Source organism: Pseudoxanthomonas sp. Root630 (genome assembly GCF_001427585.1).
Lineage (GTDB): Bacteria > Pseudomonadota > Gammaproteobacteria > Xanthomonadales > Xanthomonadaceae > Pseudoxanthomonas_A.
On record NZ_LMGY01000016.1, the window covers coordinates 336,515 to 350,462 of the forward strand.

At 67.8% G+C, this 13,948-nt stretch carries 19 protein-coding genes; 8 read left to right on the plus strand and 11 right to left on the minus strand.

Annotated features, from left to right (window positions below; all coding sequences use genetic code 11):
* Positions 1 to 87: 87 nt before the first annotated feature.
* The 6 genes from ASD72_RS13860 to efp all read right to left on the minus strand — a co-directional run bounded on the left by ASD72_RS13860 (position 88) and on the right by efp (position 4,475).
* On the minus strand, positions 88 to 795 hold the full coding sequence (locus ASD72_RS13860; protein ID WP_056880535.1) for a hypothetical protein: 708 nt from the start codon (positions 793 to 795) through the stop codon (positions 88 to 90).
* An 88-nt stretch (positions 796 to 883) separates the two neighbouring features.
* Complete coding sequence (locus tag ASD72_RS13865) at positions 884 to 1,579, minus strand: phosphoglycolate phosphatase (RefSeq protein ID WP_056880536.1); 696 nt, start codon at positions 1,577 to 1,579, stop codon at positions 884 to 886.
* Positions 1,576 to 2,295, minus strand: coding sequence for a bifunctional 2-polyprenyl-6-hydroxyphenol methylase/3-demethylubiquinol 3-O-methyltransferase UbiG (gene ubiG, locus ASD72_RS13870; RefSeq protein WP_056880537.1), 720 nt, complete (start codon positions 2,293 to 2,295; stop codon positions 1,576 to 1,578). Before ubiG ends, ASD72_RS13865 begins: the two co-directional genes overlap by 4 nt.
* A gap of 46 nt (positions 2,296 to 2,341) precedes the next feature.
* Positions 2,342 to 3,682 carry a TRZ/ATZ family hydrolase gene (locus tag ASD72_RS13875; protein WP_056880538.1) on the minus strand — a complete coding sequence of 447 codons (1,341 nt, stop codon included), beginning with the start codon at positions 3,680 to 3,682 and terminating at the stop codon, positions 2,342 to 2,344.
* An 11-nt stretch (positions 3,683 to 3,693) separates the two neighbouring features.
* On the minus strand, positions 3,694 to 3,909 hold the full coding sequence (locus ASD72_RS13880; protein WP_056880539.1) for a hypothetical protein: 216 nt from the start codon (positions 3,907 to 3,909) through the stop codon (positions 3,694 to 3,696).
* Positions 3,909 to 4,475, minus strand: a complete 567-nt coding sequence (efp, locus tag ASD72_RS13885) for an elongation factor P (protein ID WP_056880540.1) — start codon at positions 4,473 to 4,475, stop codon at positions 3,909 to 3,911. Before efp ends, ASD72_RS13880 begins: the two co-directional genes overlap by 1 nt.
* A gap of 101 nt (positions 4,476 to 4,576) precedes the next feature.
* Between efp and epmB the strand changes: the two genes are divergently transcribed.
* Positions 4,577 to 5,596 carry an EF-P beta-lysylation protein EpmB gene (gene epmB / locus ASD72_RS13890; RefSeq protein WP_056880541.1) on the plus strand — a complete coding sequence of 340 codons (1,020 nt, stop codon included), beginning with the start codon at positions 4,577 to 4,579 and terminating at the stop codon, positions 5,594 to 5,596.
* 99 nt (positions 5,597 to 5,695) lie between these two features.
* Positions 5,696 to 7,771 carry an EAL domain-containing protein gene (locus ASD72_RS13895; RefSeq protein ID WP_056880542.1) on the plus strand — a complete coding sequence of 692 codons (2,076 nt, stop codon included), beginning with the start codon at positions 5,696 to 5,698 and terminating at the stop codon, positions 7,769 to 7,771.
* 81 nt (positions 7,772 to 7,852) lie between these two features.
* Here the strand turns inward: ASD72_RS13895 and htpX are convergent, their stop codons facing one another.
* Positions 7,853 to 8,734, minus strand: a complete 882-nt coding sequence (gene htpX, locus ASD72_RS13900) for a protease HtpX (protein WP_056880543.1) — start codon at positions 8,732 to 8,734, stop codon at positions 7,853 to 7,855.
* A gap of 115 nt (positions 8,735 to 8,849) precedes the next feature.
* Between htpX and gluQRS the strand changes: the two genes are divergently transcribed.
* The 6 genes from gluQRS to ASD72_RS13925 all read left to right on the plus strand — a co-directional run bounded on the left by gluQRS (position 8,850) and on the right by ASD72_RS13925 (position 12,523).
* Positions 8,850 to 9,770, plus strand: a complete 921-nt coding sequence (gene gluQRS, locus ASD72_RS13905) for a tRNA glutamyl-Q(34) synthetase GluQRS (RefSeq protein WP_056880544.1) — start codon at positions 8,850 to 8,852, stop codon at positions 9,768 to 9,770.
* Between the two features lie 45 nt (positions 9,771 to 9,815).
* Positions 9,816 to 10,556, plus strand: coding sequence for an acetoacetyl-CoA reductase (gene phbB, locus ASD72_RS13910; protein ID WP_056880545.1), 741 nt, complete (start codon positions 9,816 to 9,818; stop codon positions 10,554 to 10,556).
* Between the two features lie 163 nt (positions 10,557 to 10,719).
* On the plus strand, positions 10,720 to 11,223 hold the full coding sequence (gene phaR, locus ASD72_RS13915) for a polyhydroxyalkanoate synthesis repressor PhaR (RefSeq protein ID WP_056880546.1): 504 nt from the start codon (positions 10,720 to 10,722) through the stop codon (positions 11,221 to 11,223).
* A 73-nt stretch (positions 11,224 to 11,296) separates the two neighbouring features.
* Complete coding sequence (gene phbB, locus ASD72_RS13920) at positions 11,297 to 12,037, plus strand: acetoacetyl-CoA reductase (RefSeq protein WP_056880547.1); 741 nt, start codon at positions 11,297 to 11,299, stop codon at positions 12,035 to 12,037.
* Between the two features lie 53 nt (positions 12,038 to 12,090).
* Positions 12,091 to 12,261, plus strand: a complete 171-nt coding sequence (locus tag ASD72_RS20985; RefSeq protein ID WP_155944648.1) for a hypothetical protein — start codon at positions 12,091 to 12,093, stop codon at positions 12,259 to 12,261.
* A 43-nt stretch (positions 12,262 to 12,304) separates the two neighbouring features.
* Positions 12,305 to 12,523 carry a hypothetical protein gene (locus tag ASD72_RS13925; protein WP_056880548.1) on the plus strand — a complete coding sequence of 73 codons (219 nt, stop codon included), beginning with the start codon at positions 12,305 to 12,307 and terminating at the stop codon, positions 12,521 to 12,523.
* 3 nt (positions 12,524 to 12,526) lie between these two features.
* Here ASD72_RS13925 and ASD72_RS13930 read toward each other — a convergent pair whose 3' ends face one another.
* The 4 genes from ASD72_RS13930 to ASD72_RS13945 all read right to left on the minus strand — a co-directional run bounded on the left by ASD72_RS13930 (position 12,527) and on the right by ASD72_RS13945 (position 13,925).
* Complete coding sequence (locus ASD72_RS13930) at positions 12,527 to 12,982, minus strand: phage tail protein (protein WP_056880549.1); 456 nt, start codon at positions 12,980 to 12,982, stop codon at positions 12,527 to 12,529.
* A gap of 66 nt (positions 12,983 to 13,048) precedes the next feature.
* Positions 13,049 to 13,399: a VOC family protein gene (locus tag ASD72_RS21215; RefSeq protein ID WP_162250391.1), complete on the minus strand. Its 351-nt coding sequence runs from the start codon at positions 13,397 to 13,399 to the stop codon at positions 13,049 to 13,051.
* A gap of 14 nt (positions 13,400 to 13,413) precedes the next feature.
* Positions 13,414 to 13,680, minus strand: a complete 267-nt coding sequence (locus tag ASD72_RS21220; protein WP_162250392.1) for a hypothetical protein — start codon at positions 13,678 to 13,680, stop codon at positions 13,414 to 13,416.
* 5 nt (positions 13,681 to 13,685) lie between these two features.
* Positions 13,686 to 13,925, minus strand: a complete 240-nt coding sequence (locus ASD72_RS13945) for a hypothetical protein (RefSeq protein WP_056880552.1) — start codon at positions 13,923 to 13,925, stop codon at positions 13,686 to 13,688.
* Positions 13,926 to 13,948: the final 23 nt, after the last annotated feature.

Consider the following 13,948-nt stretch of genomic DNA (forward strand, 5'->3'; position numbering starts at 1 on the left):
GCGCATTGTACCCCCTGCCCCGAATCACCAGATGAAACAGTCCGTTACGACGCCTTCCGCAGGCTATCGCGACGATAGGCGAGGTGTTCAGTCGCCGCGCGCGGCGCGCCAGCCGCTGAACAGCAGCGAGGCCTGCGACGGCAACGGCGCGGGCTGCCCCTGGCGAGCGAAGCGGCGCAGGCGGCCGTGCGCATAGGCGGACAACAGGCGGCGCTCGCGCGCGCCATCACGCAGTGGCCAGGCTTCACGCAGCGAGGTGGCCCAGGCGCGGATCCGGCCTGCGTCATCCGCGGCCTGCCGCAGGTCCGCCGGCACTGCGGCACCGCCGACGTCGATCAGGCGGGTGGCGAGTATCTGCGCGACGAGGGTGCGCGAGGCCGGCATCCGCCCCAATACGCCGTTCTCCACGGCGGCGACCGCATCGCCGTACACCGCCAACGCAGCGAACCCTGCTTCACGATCCATCGGTTGCGTGCGCGCTTGAGCGAGGGTGGGCAGCGCATAGGCAAGCCGCGCCCAATCGGCACGCACGGGTTCGAGGCGACGGCCGAGCGGATGTCGCGAGCGCTGCACCGCCCAGCCGCGCAGTTCTTCGCCCCACCACGCGAGCTTGGCATCCGCCGGCAGCGGATCGCCGGCGATGTTCAGGACGTCATCGAACTCCTGCAGCAGCGCGAACCACGCCACGACGACATCACGCCGCGCAGGCGCGACGAACACCTCGGCCACCGACCACTCCGGCCAGCGGACGCGCCATTTTTCCAGGAAGCTGTCGAGGGCGGCGGAGTCGGACATGCGGTGAAACCCTGTAGGAGCGACGTAAGTCGCGACCGGGATGCTGGTGCCCGCAGGCAACTGAAGACGGTGGCCGTGCGGTCGCGACTTACGTCGCTCCTACAACATGCCGTGCGGCAGGCCACGCCGACGGCTCGATCAGCGTCGCCGGCAACTCGACCATGACGTCCGCCTGCCATTGCGCAGGATCTTCGTGGACCTGCCGATAACCCCACAGCGCCGCGATCGACGGCATGCCGGCCGCCCGTGCGGACTGGATGTCGCGCTCGTCGTCGCCCACGTAGACGCAATCGGCGATGGCGATGCCGATGCGTTCGGCGGCCACCTGCAGCGGCAACGGGTGCGGCTTCTTCTCGGCCAGCGTATCGCCGCCGATCAGCACGGCGCAGCGGGCCTCCCAACCCAGTTGCGGCAGGATGTCGCGCGCCAGGTATTCCGGCTTGTTGGTGACGATGCCCCAGGTGCTGCCCGCGGCTTCCAGCGCCGCCAGCATCTCGGCGACGCCATCGAACAGCACGCTGTGTCGGCCGAGTTCTTCCTGATAGATCGCCAGGAACTCGGGAACCAACGCCTCGCGCGGGCCCTGCTCCAACTCCGGGAATGCCGCGGCAAGCATCGCGCGCGCACCCTTGGAAACGTGCGGGCGCAGCACGTCCAGCGTCATCGGTCCGACGCCACGCGCGGTGCGCATGCGGTTGGCCGTGGCCAGCATGTCCGGCGCGCTGTCGAGCAGCGTGCCGTCCAGGTCGAACAGCGCCGCGCGCGGGAACCCCGCCGCGGTCATGCCTTCACCGCGCTGACCAGGTAGTTGACGTCGGTGCGCGACGACAGCCGTGCGCGGTGGCGCCACGGTTCGTAGGCCAGTCCGGTCACGTCCTCGAGCTGGAAGCCCGACTCGCGCAACCAACCGGCGAGCTCGGAAGGACGGATGAATTCCCGGTAGTGGTGCGTGCCCTTCGGCAGCAGGCGCGCGATGTATTCCGCGCCGACGATCGCCAGCGCGAACGCCGCGGGCGTGCGGTTGAGCGTGGACAGGAACAGCCGTCCACCCGGCTTCAACAGCGTGTGGCAGGCCCGGATGATCGAGGCCGGATCGGGCACGTGCTCCAGCATCTCCATGCACGTCACCACGTCGAAGCTGCCGGGACGCTCTTCGGCCAGCGATTCCACCGAACGCAGCTGGTAGTCCACCTGCACGCCGGATTCCAGCTTGTGCAGGCGCCCCACCTTCACCAGTTCCGGCGCCAGGTCAATTGCCGTGACCTGCGCGCCCTCGCGCGCCAGCGCCTCGCTCAGCAATCCACCGCCGCAGCCGACGTCCAGCGCCGTGGCGCCCGGCAGTCGCGCGCGATCGCGCACGTACTGCACGCGGACCGGGTTGAGCGCGTGCAGCGCTTTCTGGGGACCATCCGGATCCCACCAGCGGTTGGCGAGTGCGCCGAACTTGTCGAGTTCGGCCTGGCTGAAATTGTCGTCGCGGGGCGCTGTCGAGGTCGTCATGGCGCCATTGTAAGACGACGCCGGCCATGACGCCGTCACCCCTTACTCAGGAAAGACGGATGCCGGCGATGCGCTCGCGCCACTGGCGCGCATTCGCGATGACGCCGTCGATGTCGATCTCCACCAGGGTCCGCTGAAGCAGTTTGGCCCGGCCGGCGATCCAGACGTCGCTGACCTGCTGGCGACCCGTCGCGTAGATCAGTTGGGACACCACATGATGAAGCGGCTGGGTCTCCAGTGCGGACAGATCGACGCAGACCAGGTCGGCCTGCTTGCCCGGCTCGATCGAACCGACCTGGTCGTCGAACCCGATCGCCTTCGCACCGCCCAGGGTGGCGGCCCGCAGGGCGCTGAACGCATCCAGCGCAGCGGCATCCTGGGCCACCGCCTTGGCCAGCAGCGCGGCCGTGCGCGTCTCGCTGAACATGTCCAGGTCGTTGTTGCTGGCGCAGCCGTCGGTGCCGACGGCCAGGTTCACACCGGCCCGCTCCAGCGCGCAGGCCGGGCAGAAGCCAGAGGCGAGCTTGAGGTTGGATTCCGGGCAATGCACCACGCTGACGCCGCGCTCGGCGCAGAGATGGATCTCGGCGTCCGTCAGCTGCGTCATGTGGATGGCGATCAGCCGGTCGTTGACCAGGCCCAGCCGGTCCAGGCGCGCGATCGGGCGCTGGCCGTGCTTCTCGATCGACTGCTCCACTTCCTGCGCGGTCTCGTGCAGGTGCAGGTGCACCGGCACGTCGAGCTGGTCGGACAGCATGCGCACGCGTTCGAAGTTGGCATCGTTGACCGTGTACGGCGCATGCGGGGCGAACGCCGTCGCGATCAGGGCGTCGTCCCGCCACTGGTCGTGGACCTCGCCGGCCTTGTCGAAGTATTCGTCGTCCGACGTCGCCCAGGCCGTGGGGAAGTCGATCACCGGCAGGCCCACGCGCGCACGGAACCCGTATCGCTTGTAGGTGGCCGCCTGCACGTCCGGGAAGAAGTAGTTCTCGTTGACGCAGGTGGTGCCGCCGCGAAGCATTTCGGCGATGGCGAGGGTGATGCCGTCGGCCACGAAATCGGGCCCGATCACCGCGCCCTCGATCGGCCAGATGTGCTCCTGCAGCCAGACCTTCAGCGGCAGGTCGTCGGCGACGCCGCGCAGCAGCGTCATCGGGTTGTGCGTGTGGGCATTCACCAGGCCGGGGATCAGCGCGGCATCGGGGCGCGACACCGTTTCGCGCGGGGCGAAACGCGTCCGCGCTTCGCGCACCGGCACGATCGCCACGATGCGGCCGCCGGTGACGGCGACCGCATGGTCTTCCAGCACGACCCCGTGCGGGACGACCGGCACCACGAAACCGGCTTCGATCAACAGGTCGCAGGCTTCAGGGGTGCGATCGCTCATGGGGCCTCGGCTCAGAATCCCAGCGTGTAGCTCAGGCCGATGGCGCCGGCGCCGAACAGCAGCCAGCACAGCAGCATCAGGGCCAGGGCGCGTCCATAGCCCAGCCGCGGCACGCTGGGGAACAGCCGCGGCAAGGTTGCGTTCCAGCACAGCATCACGCCCAGCCCGGCCACCAGCACACCGATGGCCCAGATGCCGAGGTAGAGATAGAGCGCCTGCTGTTCCATCACTTCACGCGGCTGACGTATTCGCCGGTGCGGGTATCGACCTTGATGATCTCTTCCTGGCCGACGAACAGCGGCACGCGCACGACCGCGCCGGTTTCCAGCGTGGCCGGCTTGCCGCCGGTACCGGCGGTATCACCCTTCACGCCCGGGTCGGTCTCGGTGATCTGCAGCTCGACGAAATTCGGCGGGGTCACCTGGATCGGATTGCCGTTCCACAGGGTCACCACGCAGTCTTCCTCACCCTTCAGCCACTTCTCGGCGCCGCCCATGCCGGCCTTGTCGGCCTGCACCTGCTCGAAGGTCTCCTGCTGCATGAAGTGCCAGTACTCGCCGTCGGAGTACAGGTACTGCATGTCGGTATCCACCACGTCCGCCGCCTCGACCGAGTCGGTGCTCTTCATGGTGATTTCCTGCACGCGGCCGCTCTTGATCAGGCGGTACTTCACGCGGGTGAACGCCTGGCCCTTGCCGGGCTTCACGTACTCGGTATCGCTGATGATCGCCGGTTCGTTGTGGATCAGGATCTTCATCCCGTTCTTGACGTCGTTCATGCCGTAACTGGCCATGGGTAAACTCCTTGGGTAAGACAAACCCGCCGCGGGACACGGCCGGCCGGATAGAATGGGAAGCCCGCCGGACCCGGCGGGCGCTTGTTTTCAGACCCGACATGATAACCGCAGCCCCCGACCCCCGACAGCCTGCCGCGCTGCTGCCCGCCCGCTGGCAGCAGGCCCTGCGGGACGCCGTGCGCGATCCGCGCGAGCTGCTGGACCTGTTGGGACTGGCCTCGCTGGCACCACGCCTGTCGGATGAAGCCGCCGCCCAGTTCCCCTTGCGCGTGCCGCGGGGCTTCGTGTCCCGCATGCGCCATGGCGACCCGCACGACCCCCTGCTGCGCCAGGTGCTGCCGCTGGACGTCGAGATGAACCCGGCGCCCGGCTACGGCCTCGACGCCGTCGGCGACGGCGCGGCCCGCACCGGGACCGGCATCCTCCAGAAGTACCGTGGGCGCGCCCTGCTGGTGGCCACCGGCAGCTGCGCGATCAACTGCCGCTACTGCTTCCGCCGCCACTTCCCGTACGCAGAGGAAACCGCCGCGCGCGAAGGCTGGCGCGAAGCCGTGGCGTTGATCCGCGACGACACCACCATCGAAGAGGTGCTGCTGTCGGGGGGCGACCCGCTGTCGCTCTCGAATGGCAAGCTGGCCGAACTGACGCGCGCGCTGGCGGATATCCCGCACCTGCGCCGCCTGCGCATCCACAGCCGCCTGCCCATCGTGCTGCCCGAGCGGGTCGATGACGGCCTGCTCGCCTGGCTCTCGGCGCTGCCCTGGCCGGTGGCGCTGGTGGTCCATGCCAACCATGCGAACGAATTCGACACCACGGTGGACGCGGCCCTCGGCCGCCTGCGCGCCGCCGGCGTGCAGCTGCTCAACCAGGCCGTGCTGCTCGGGGGCGTGAACGACAGCGTGGACGCCCTGGCGGCGTTGAGCGAACGCGGCTTCGCGGCCGGCGTGCTGCCGTACTACCTCCACCAGCTCGATCGCGTGGCGGGCGTGGCGCATTTCGAAGTCGATGACGCGCGCGCGCGCGCACTGCATGCCGCGCTCGCCGCGCGGTTGTCCGGCTACCTGGTGCCCCGCCTGGTGCGCGAGGTACCCGGCGACACCGGCAAGCGCCCGCTCTAGGCGGCGCAACCTGCGACGGCGCGCCGCATCTGCGACGCGTGCATTGGACGCTCCGCGCCCCTTCGTGTATTAAACCCGCACCCCTGGCGGACCCGCTGCATGCAGATCGGCAAAGACACCACCCTTCGATTGACTCTCGTGGACGACAGCGCCGAGGACGCCGAGGCGATCGTCTCCGCCCTGCGCAACGGCGGTATCGCCGTCCGTCCGCTCCGCCCGCTGGACCCGGCCGAACTGGCGCAGATGGTCGCCTCGCAGCCGATGGACCTGCTGCTGGCCTCGCGTTCGGCCAAGGGCATCCCGCTCGCCACCGTGCTGTCGCAGGTCGATGCCAGCGGCAAGGACATCCCGGTGATCGTGCTGGCCGACGGCCTCAACGAAGCCGACGTGCTGGCCGACCAGGCCGCCGGTGCCCGTGCCAGCGCGCTGCGCGGCCGCTTCGACCACGTGCTGACCGTGCTGCGCCGCGAATGGGGCGACCTCGATGCCCGCCGCTCGCAGCGCCGCCTGGAAGGCCAGCTGCGCGAGACCGAGCGCCGCTGCGATGCGTTGATCTCGTCCTCGCGCGACCCGATCGCCTACATCCACGAAGGCATGCATATCCGGGCGAACGATGCCTACCTGGAGATGTTCGGGTTCGAATCCTTCGAAGACGTCGAAGGCCTGTCGCTGCTCGACCTGGTCGGCCCGCAGTACGTCAACGACTTCAAGGCCCTGCTGAAGAAGCTCAGCAAGGGCGAACCGCCGCCGCCGCGCTTCGAACTGGAAGCCCGCAGCATCGACGGCGACAGCTTCCCGGCCACGCTGGAATTCGCCACCGCCACCTACGAGGGCGAGCCCTGCGTGCAAGTGGTGTTCCGCCGGCGCGAGGAGTTCGATCCGGAACTGGCGCGCGAAGTCGAGGACCTCCGCCAGCGCGACATGGTCACCGGCCTGATGAACCGCGCCACCTTCCTGCGCGAGCTGGAGACCGCCGTGGCCCAGGTCGCCCGTGGCGAAGACCAGTACGCGCTGCTGCTGCTGGAGCCCGACCACTACCAGCGCCTGCTGCATGACATCGGCATCGATTCGGCCGACGCGCTGGCCGCCGCGCTGGCCGCCCGCCTGTCGGAGAAGCTGGACGGCGAATGCACGGCGGCGCGCTTCGGCGAACGCACGTTCGCGGTCCTGCTGCGCGGCAACCATGCGCACACGGCCGCCCTGGCCGACAAGCTGCGTGCCGCCTATGCCTCCCACGTCTTCAACGTGGGCGAGCGCTCGGCGTCGGTGACGGCCAGCATCGGCGGCGTGCAGATCGGCGAGAAGATCGCCAGCGTCGGCCAGGTACTGACCCGCGCGACCGACTCGCTGCAGACCGCCACCAATCTCGGCGGCAACCGCATCGAGATCTTCGACCCCGGCGCCGTGGATCGCGCCGAGGAAGAGCGCGTGCAGAACTGGGTCAAGCGCGTCCAGGAAGCGCTGCAGGACGGCAGCTTCCGCCTCTACTTCCAGCCCGTGGTCAGCCTGCAGGGCGAACCCGGCGAGGTGTACGAAGCGCTGCTGCGCCTGGAGTCGAACGGCGAGGTGGTGCTGCCGCAATCCTTCATCGGTATCGCCGAAGACAACGGCCTGCTGGATGCCATCGACCGCTGGGTCGTGAACCGTGCCATCGAGGTGCTGGCCGAGCGCAAGCGCGCCGGGCACGACACCCGCATGGTGGTCAAGGTCAGCCCCGCGTCGTTCGCCGACAACCGCCTGCTCGACCTGATCGCCCGCCAGCTCGCGGCCCTCGACGTACCCGGCGACCGCCTGTGGCTGCAGACGCCGGAGGCCAAGGTGTTCACCCACCTGCGCCAGGCGCAGGCCTTCCAGGCCGCTGCGGCCAAGCTCGGCTGCCAGGTGGGCCTGGAGCACTTCGGTGCGGGCCTGGATTCCTTCCAGTTGCTCTCGCACTTCCAGCCGACCTTCCTCAAGATCGACCGCGTCTTCAGCGAAGACCTGGGCAAGACGGCGGAACACCAGCAGAAGATCCGCGAGATCGCCGGACGCGCCCAGGCGCTGGGCATCCTCACTGTCGCCGAGCACGTCCAGGACGCGGCCACCATGGCGTTCCTGTTCACCACGGGCGTGGACTACGTGGAGGGCAACTTCCTGGCCACGCCGGGGCCGATGATGAACTACGACTTCGGCTGACCCCGTCGCAGTCCCGCGTTGGAGCAAAAAAAGAAACCCGCCGGAAGGCGGGTTTCTCGTTCACGGCATGCGCAGGACGACTCAGGCGAACGTGCCCTGCTGCGCACGCAACGCGGCGATGCGTTCTTCCAGCGGCGGATGGCTCAGGAACAGCTTCTTCATGCCCTGGCCGATGCCGCCGGCGATGCCGAACGCCTCTACCTGCGCCGGCAAGGTGCTGGGACGCTGCTGCTGCGACAGACGCTCCAGCGCGGAGATCATCTTCTGGCGGCCGGCCAACGACGCGCCACCGTGGTCGGCGCGGAATTCGCGACGGCGCGAGAACCACATGGCGATCATCGTCGCGAACAGGCCGAACACCACTTCCAGCACCATCACGATGATGTAGTAGCCGAAGCCGCGGCCGCCGCCCTCGCGGTTGCCGGACAGGAACCCGTCGACGATGCCGCCCACCACGCGCGCCAGCACGATGACGAAGGTGTTCAGCACGCCCTGCAGCAGCGCCATGGTGACCATGTCGCCGTTGGCGACGTGGCTGACCTCATGACCGAGCACCGCTTCGGCTTCATCGCGGCTCATCGAGCGCAGCAGGCCGGTCGAGACCGCGACCAGCGCGTTGTTGCGGTTGGCGCCGGTGGCGAAGGCGTTGATCTCGGGCGCGTCGTAGATGGCGACCTCCGGCATGCCGATGCCCGCGGCCTGCGCCTGGCGCTGCACGGTAGCCACCAGCCAGCGCTCGGCGTCGTTGCGCGGCTGTTCGATCACCTGGGCGCCGGTGGCGCGCTTGGCCATCCACTTGGAGGTCAGCAGGGAGATCAGCGAGCCGCCGAAGCCGAGCACGGCTGCCATGGGTAGCAGCACGGCCAATCGTTGGGGATTCACACCCAGCAGCGAAAGTACAACGCTGACCAGGATCAGCACTGCCAGATTGGCTGCAAGGAAAAGGCTGACACGCGTGAACACGAGAGGAACTCCAGGAGAATATGCGAAGGTATACGGACGCAGAACTGCGGTTGCGGACACGCAAATTCAAGCAACTGCCTGACTACGTGGTTCAGCTTTCCTTTTCTTCCGACGAATGACCGAGACCGATCCCCACCTCATCTATCGCGGACGCTTCGCGCCCTCGCCCACCGGCCGACTGCACTTCGGATCGCTCGTGGCCGCGCTCGGCAGCTGGCTGCTGGCGCGCCACCACGGCGGGGAATGGCTCATCCGCGTGGAAGACCTCGATCCACCGCGCGAGATTCCCGGCGCCGCCCAGGCGCAGCTCGCGACGCTGGCCGCGTTCGGACTGATGTCCGACCTGCCCCTGCTCTGGCAGAGCCAGCGTCATGACCGCTACTCAGAGGCGCTAAGCCGACTCCTGGCCGACGGCGCCGCCTTCGAATGCCGGTGCAGCCGCACCGACCTGGCGGCTGTTGGCGGCATCCATCGCGCCTGCGTCGCCCACGGCCCGGCGCGTCCGCCCGCCATCCGCCTGCGCGTGGCCGACGACAGCCGCGTGGCCTTCGTGGATGGCCTGCAGGGCCGCATCGAACAGGCGGTGGACCGCGAGGTGGGCGATGTGGTGCTGCGCCGTGCGGACGGCTTCTGGGCCTATCAACTGGCGGTCGTGGTCGACGACGCCGACCAGGGCATCACCGACGTGGTGCGCGGTGCGGACCTGCTCGATTCCACCCCGCGACAGATCCTGCTCCAGCGCGCGCTCGGCCTGCCCACGCCGCGCTACCTGCACCTGCCGCTGATCGTCGATGCGGAGGGTCAGAAGCTGTCCAAGTCGATGGCCGCCTTGCCGATCGACGACCATGCCCCGCTGCCAGCGCTCCGGGCTGCGTGGACGGCCTTGGGACAACCCGCCGCCGCGCTGGCCGACGCCCCGTCGGTCGCCGGGGCGCTGGCGTCTGCGCAGCGGCATTTCCGTCCCGAAGCGCTGCCAAAAGTGAGACATGCGACGTTCGCTGCAGCGCACAACAAACCTGTCGCAGGCGCTGTCTAGAATCCAAGGGCCGTCGGCTTGCGACGGTCCAAGGAGATCTCCCACATGACAGCGCGCGTCGCCCTGGTCACCGGTGGCACCGGAGGTATCGGTACCGCCATCTGCAAGAAGCTGGCCGACATGGGCCACAAAGTCGCCACCAACTACCGCAACGAAGAGAAGGCGCGCGCGTGGCAGGCGCAGATGAAGGCCGACGGCTACGACATCGCGCTGGTCAAGGGCGACGTGACATCGCCCGACGAAGCGCAGGCGATGGTGAAGGAAGTCGAGCAGACGCTCGGCCCGGTCGAAGTGCTGATCAACAACGCCGGCATCACCCGCGACGGCACCTTCCACAAGATGTCGGCCACGCAGTGGGGCGACGTGATCAACACCAACCTCAACTCGGTGTTCAACGTCACCCGCCCGGTGATCGACGGCATGCGCGACCGCAAGTGGGGCCGCATCATCCAGATCAGTTCGATCAACGGCCTGAAGGGCCAGTACGGCCAGGCCAACTACGCCGCGGCGAAGGCCGGCATGCACGGCTTCACCATTTCGCTGGCGCGCGAGAACGCCAAGCTCGGCATCACGGTCAACACGGTCTCGCCCGGTTACGTCGCCACCGACATGGTGATGGCGGTGCCGGAGGAAGTCCGCGCCAAGATCGCCGCCGACATCCCCACCGGCCGCCTGGGCAAGCCCGAGGAAATCGCCTACGCCGTGGCGTTCCTGGTGGACGAACAGGCCAGCTGGATCACCGGATCCAACCTGGACATCAACGGCGGCCACCACATGGGTTGGTGACACCCGGGGCGGCGCCGCAGGCGCCGCCCTTCCATGGCCTGCACGTCGGCATGCTGCGCAGCATTATTCCTTGGCTGAACAGGGCAACCCCCTCTTGTGGCCTGTTGCAAGGGCTGTTGCGCTGCGTCATGCTGGCTCCATACGCGTTTAGAGTGAATGCTCAATGGCTGCGATCCGCATCATCAAGAAGTACCCCAACCGTCGTCTGTACGACACCGAGATCTCCAGCTACATCACCATCGAGGACGTGCGCCAGTTGATCGTCGATGGCGAGGATTTCGAAGTCCGCGACGCCAAGACCGGCAACGACCTGACCCGCACCGTGCTGCTGCAGATCATCAGCGAGCAGGAGCAGGACGGCGAGCCCGTGCTCTCCACGCAGCTGCTGAGCCAGATCATCCGGTTCTACGGCGACTCCCTGCAGGGCTTCATGGGCAACTACCTGGAGCGCAGCATGCAGTTGTTCATGGAGCAGCAGCAGCAGTTCCGCAGCCAGATGGGCAACCTGCTGGGCCAGACCCCGTGGACCATGATGAACCAGCTGACCGAGCGCAACCTCGAGCTGTGGCAGGAATTCCAGCGCAACCTCAGCGGTGGCCTGGGCCGCCCGACGACGGTGAAGCCGAAGGAAACACCGCGCGAGACGCCCAAGACGCGCGCACGCTGAGACACCCTGTAGTGAAACCCGGCCCGCGCACGTTGCGCGGGCCTTTTTTTAGCCCGCGACACAGGAAATACGCATGACGCAACGCATTGCCGTGGTGACCGGTGGCCTGGGCGGCCTGGGCCTGGCCATCAGCCAGGCGCTGGCGCGCGCCGGCCGCAAGGTGGTGGCCGCCGACCTGCCCGCCTCTCCCGAACGCCTCGAACGGTTCCATGCCGAAACCGCCGGCCTGGACATCGAGCCCGCCACCGTCGACGTGGCCGACTTCGATGCCTGCGCCGCCTTCGTGCAGGGTATCGAGGCGCAACATGGCGCGCTCGATATCCTGGTCAACAACGCCGGCATCACCCGCGACGCCACCCTGCGCAAGATGGACAGGGCGCAATGGGATGCGGTGATCGGGGTGAACCTGGACAGCGTGTTCAACCTCTGCCGCCATGCCGTGGACGGCATGCAGGCACGCGGCTTCGGCCGCATCGTCAACATCAGTTCGGTGAGCGGCCAGACCGGCAACTTCGGCCAGGTGAACTACGCCGCGGCCAAGGCCGGCCTGCACGGTTTCTCGATGTCGCTGGCGCGCGAAGTCGCCCGCAAGGGCGTCACCGTCAACAGCGTCTCGCCCGGCTATGTGGAAACCCCGATGACCGCCGCCATGCCCGGCGAGGTGCGCGAGCGTACCGTCGCCGCGGTTCCGGTCGGCCGCATCGGCCAACCCGACGACATCGCACGCGCCGTCGCCTTCCTCACCGCGGACGACGCCGGCTACATCACCGGCGCCAACCTGCCGGTCAACGGCGGCCTGTTCATGAGCTTCTGACCGGAATCCCGGTCCCACGCCGACACACTTACGAATCCTCACGAGGCTCCCGCATGAAACTCACCCCTCCCACCTTCGGCGTCTGGCTGATCGCGCTGCTGCTCGGCGGCGGCGGCATCGCCGCGAAGTTCGGCTATGTGCCGGTGCTGGCCCCGCACGCGTTCTGGCTGGTCGTCGCCGGCTTCGGCCTGCTGGTCGCGGCGACCGTCTTCAGCAAGCTCTGAAGCACCGGGCTATGCTCCCGGCGTCGATCGTCGGGAGCTGTCCATGGATCTGATCGCTTCGTTGTTGGGCGACCTGTGGGCCCGGCCCCGCCTGGTCGTCCCGCTGCTGCTCGGCGTCGCGGCCGGCCTGGGTCTGTTCCACTTGACCGGCAAGGAACCCTCGTCCGCCGCCATGGCGCTGGGCTGTGCGCTGCTCGGCCTGGTCATCGGGTTCGCGCTGGAGTACCTGCGCGAACCCTCCCCGCACGACCCTGACGCCTGACCGTCATTCCATCTCGAAACGCTCGAACGCGATCTCCAGCGTTTCGAACAGCGTGTCGCCCAGCGCCGCGTCCATCGGCGAAGGCGTGTACGCCGCCGGTCTCGCCCGCAGGAAGCGCCAACGCATCACCGGGTTGCCCTGCTCGTCCAGCAACGTGATGGCGACGGTGCGTCGCGCATCGCCGCCATTGCGTGCCTCGTCCCACCACTGGTACCACGCCAACGAACCGATCACGCCCCGGCGCAGCACCAGGTTGTCGTAGTGGGTCAGGGTGGACAGCTTGATGGCTTCCGGCGTCTTGTCGTTGCCGTTGCGGTATTCATTGACCTGCAGGCGGGCTTCGGGGAACAACACCTCGGCCACGCCCCCGTCAGGTCCATCACCCAGTCCGAGATCGACGAGGAAGTTCATTCCGGCATACGGGCGGTCGCGCTGTACGGGCATGGGCAGGGGTTCCATGTGGGAAGGGAGGTGTACCCGCGTGGGGAACACTACTCTTCCAACGCGATCCTTCGCGCCGAGAGGTCAGGCCGTCTTCGCCTGCCCGATCCACAACCGATTGCCGTCGGGATCGTCAATCCGGAACTCGCGCATGCCGTAGAACGTGGTGTCCAGCGCGGGCACGTCCAGGCCGTTCGCGCGCGCCTGCGCATGGAAAGCGTCGATGTCGTCCGGATAGAGATAAAGCACCGCACCGCGCGGCGCGTCGGGGTTCACGTTGATCGACTGGTCCAGCATCATCCGGCAATCGCCCCAGCGCAGCTTCGCCCAGCCCCAGTCGTCGCGGCGATCTTCCACCGCGAAGCCCAGCTGTTCGTAGAACGCGATCGCCCGCGGCAGGTGGCGGACGGGTTGCATGGGGATGATGTGGGACACGGGGTTTTCCCGCTTCATTTGTCGTGGGGGTGCGTGAAGCGCGATGCAATGAGAATAAGCGTCGAGATCGCAAGTACGAACCAGCAGATCACGAAAACCCCGCCCGCGCACCACACAAGTGCAAAGAGCACGTCCGCAAGCATGTCGCGACCGGCATACCTCGCAGCACCGGAGCTGAGCCCCAAGACGAGCGCCACCCCCCATGCGCAGAACGCAACGCGTTTTGCGCGGCCGATGATGACGTCATCGGTCACCGCGCGCCGAGTGCGCTCTTGCTGCAAGGGCCCTACTCCGCCGCCCACACCACATCGACACCTTCGGACTCGCCCACCGCCGTGCGCAGCAGCGCGACGAAACCGGCGCTGGCGCCCAGGCTTTCCAGCGCATCGATGGCGGTATGTTCGACGTAGTAATCCTGGTCCTTGGACGACTCTTCTTCCATGTAGTCCACCAGCATCTGCAAGTCCGCTTCCGAGATGCTGCCCAGCGTGCGGCCACTGTCCTTTTCCGACAAACGAATGCTCATGCGGTCTTCCTTTCCTCGAACGT

Bases quoted from the DNA above. Each gene is read 5' to 3' on its own strand.
- ASD72_RS13860 (WP_056880535.1), bottom strand. From the start codon at position 795: ATGTCCGACTCCGCCGCCCTCGACAGCTTCCTGGAAAAATGGCGCGTC.
- ASD72_RS13865 (WP_056880536.1), bottom strand. From the start codon at position 1,579: ATGACCGCGGCGGGGTTCCCGCGCGCGGCGCTGTTCGACCTGGACGGC.
- ubiG (WP_056880537.1), bottom strand. From the start codon at position 2,295: ATGACGACCTCGACAGCGCCCCGCGACGACAATTTCAGCCAGGCCGAA.
- ASD72_RS13875 (WP_056880538.1), bottom strand. From the start codon at position 3,682: ATGAGCGATCGCACCCCTGAAGCCTGCGACCTGTTGATCGAAGCCGGT.
- ASD72_RS13880 (WP_056880539.1), bottom strand. From the start codon at position 3,909: ATGGAACAGCAGGCGCTCTATCTCTACCTCGGCATCTGGGCCATCGGT.
- efp (WP_056880540.1), bottom strand. From the start codon at position 4,475: ATGGCCAGTTACGGCATGAACGACGTCAAGAACGGGATGAAGATCCTG.
- epmB (WP_056880541.1), top strand. From the start codon at position 4,577: ATGATAACCGCAGCCCCCGACCCCCGACAGCCTGCCGCGCTGCTGCCC.
- ASD72_RS13895 (WP_056880542.1), top strand. From the start codon at position 5,696: ATGCAGATCGGCAAAGACACCACCCTTCGATTGACTCTCGTGGACGAC.
- gluQRS (WP_056880544.1), top strand. From the start codon at position 8,850: ATGACCGAGACCGATCCCCACCTCATCTATCGCGGACGCTTCGCGCCC.
- phbB (WP_056880545.1), top strand. From the start codon at position 9,816: ATGACAGCGCGCGTCGCCCTGGTCACCGGTGGCACCGGAGGTATCGGT.
- phaR (WP_056880546.1), top strand. From the start codon at position 10,720: ATGGCTGCGATCCGCATCATCAAGAAGTACCCCAACCGTCGTCTGTAC.
- phbB (WP_056880547.1), top strand. From the start codon at position 11,297: ATGACGCAACGCATTGCCGTGGTGACCGGTGGCCTGGGCGGCCTGGGC.
- ASD72_RS20985 (WP_155944648.1), top strand. From the start codon at position 12,091: ATGAAACTCACCCCTCCCACCTTCGGCGTCTGGCTGATCGCGCTGCTG.
- ASD72_RS13925 (WP_056880548.1), top strand. From the start codon at position 12,305: ATGGATCTGATCGCTTCGTTGTTGGGCGACCTGTGGGCCCGGCCCCGC.
- ASD72_RS13930 (WP_056880549.1), bottom strand. From the start codon at position 12,982: ATGGAACCCCTGCCCATGCCCGTACAGCGCGACCGCCCGTATGCCGGA.
- ASD72_RS13945 (WP_056880552.1), bottom strand. From the start codon at position 13,925: ATGAGCATTCGTTTGTCGGAAAAGGACAGTGGCCGCACGCTGGGCAGC.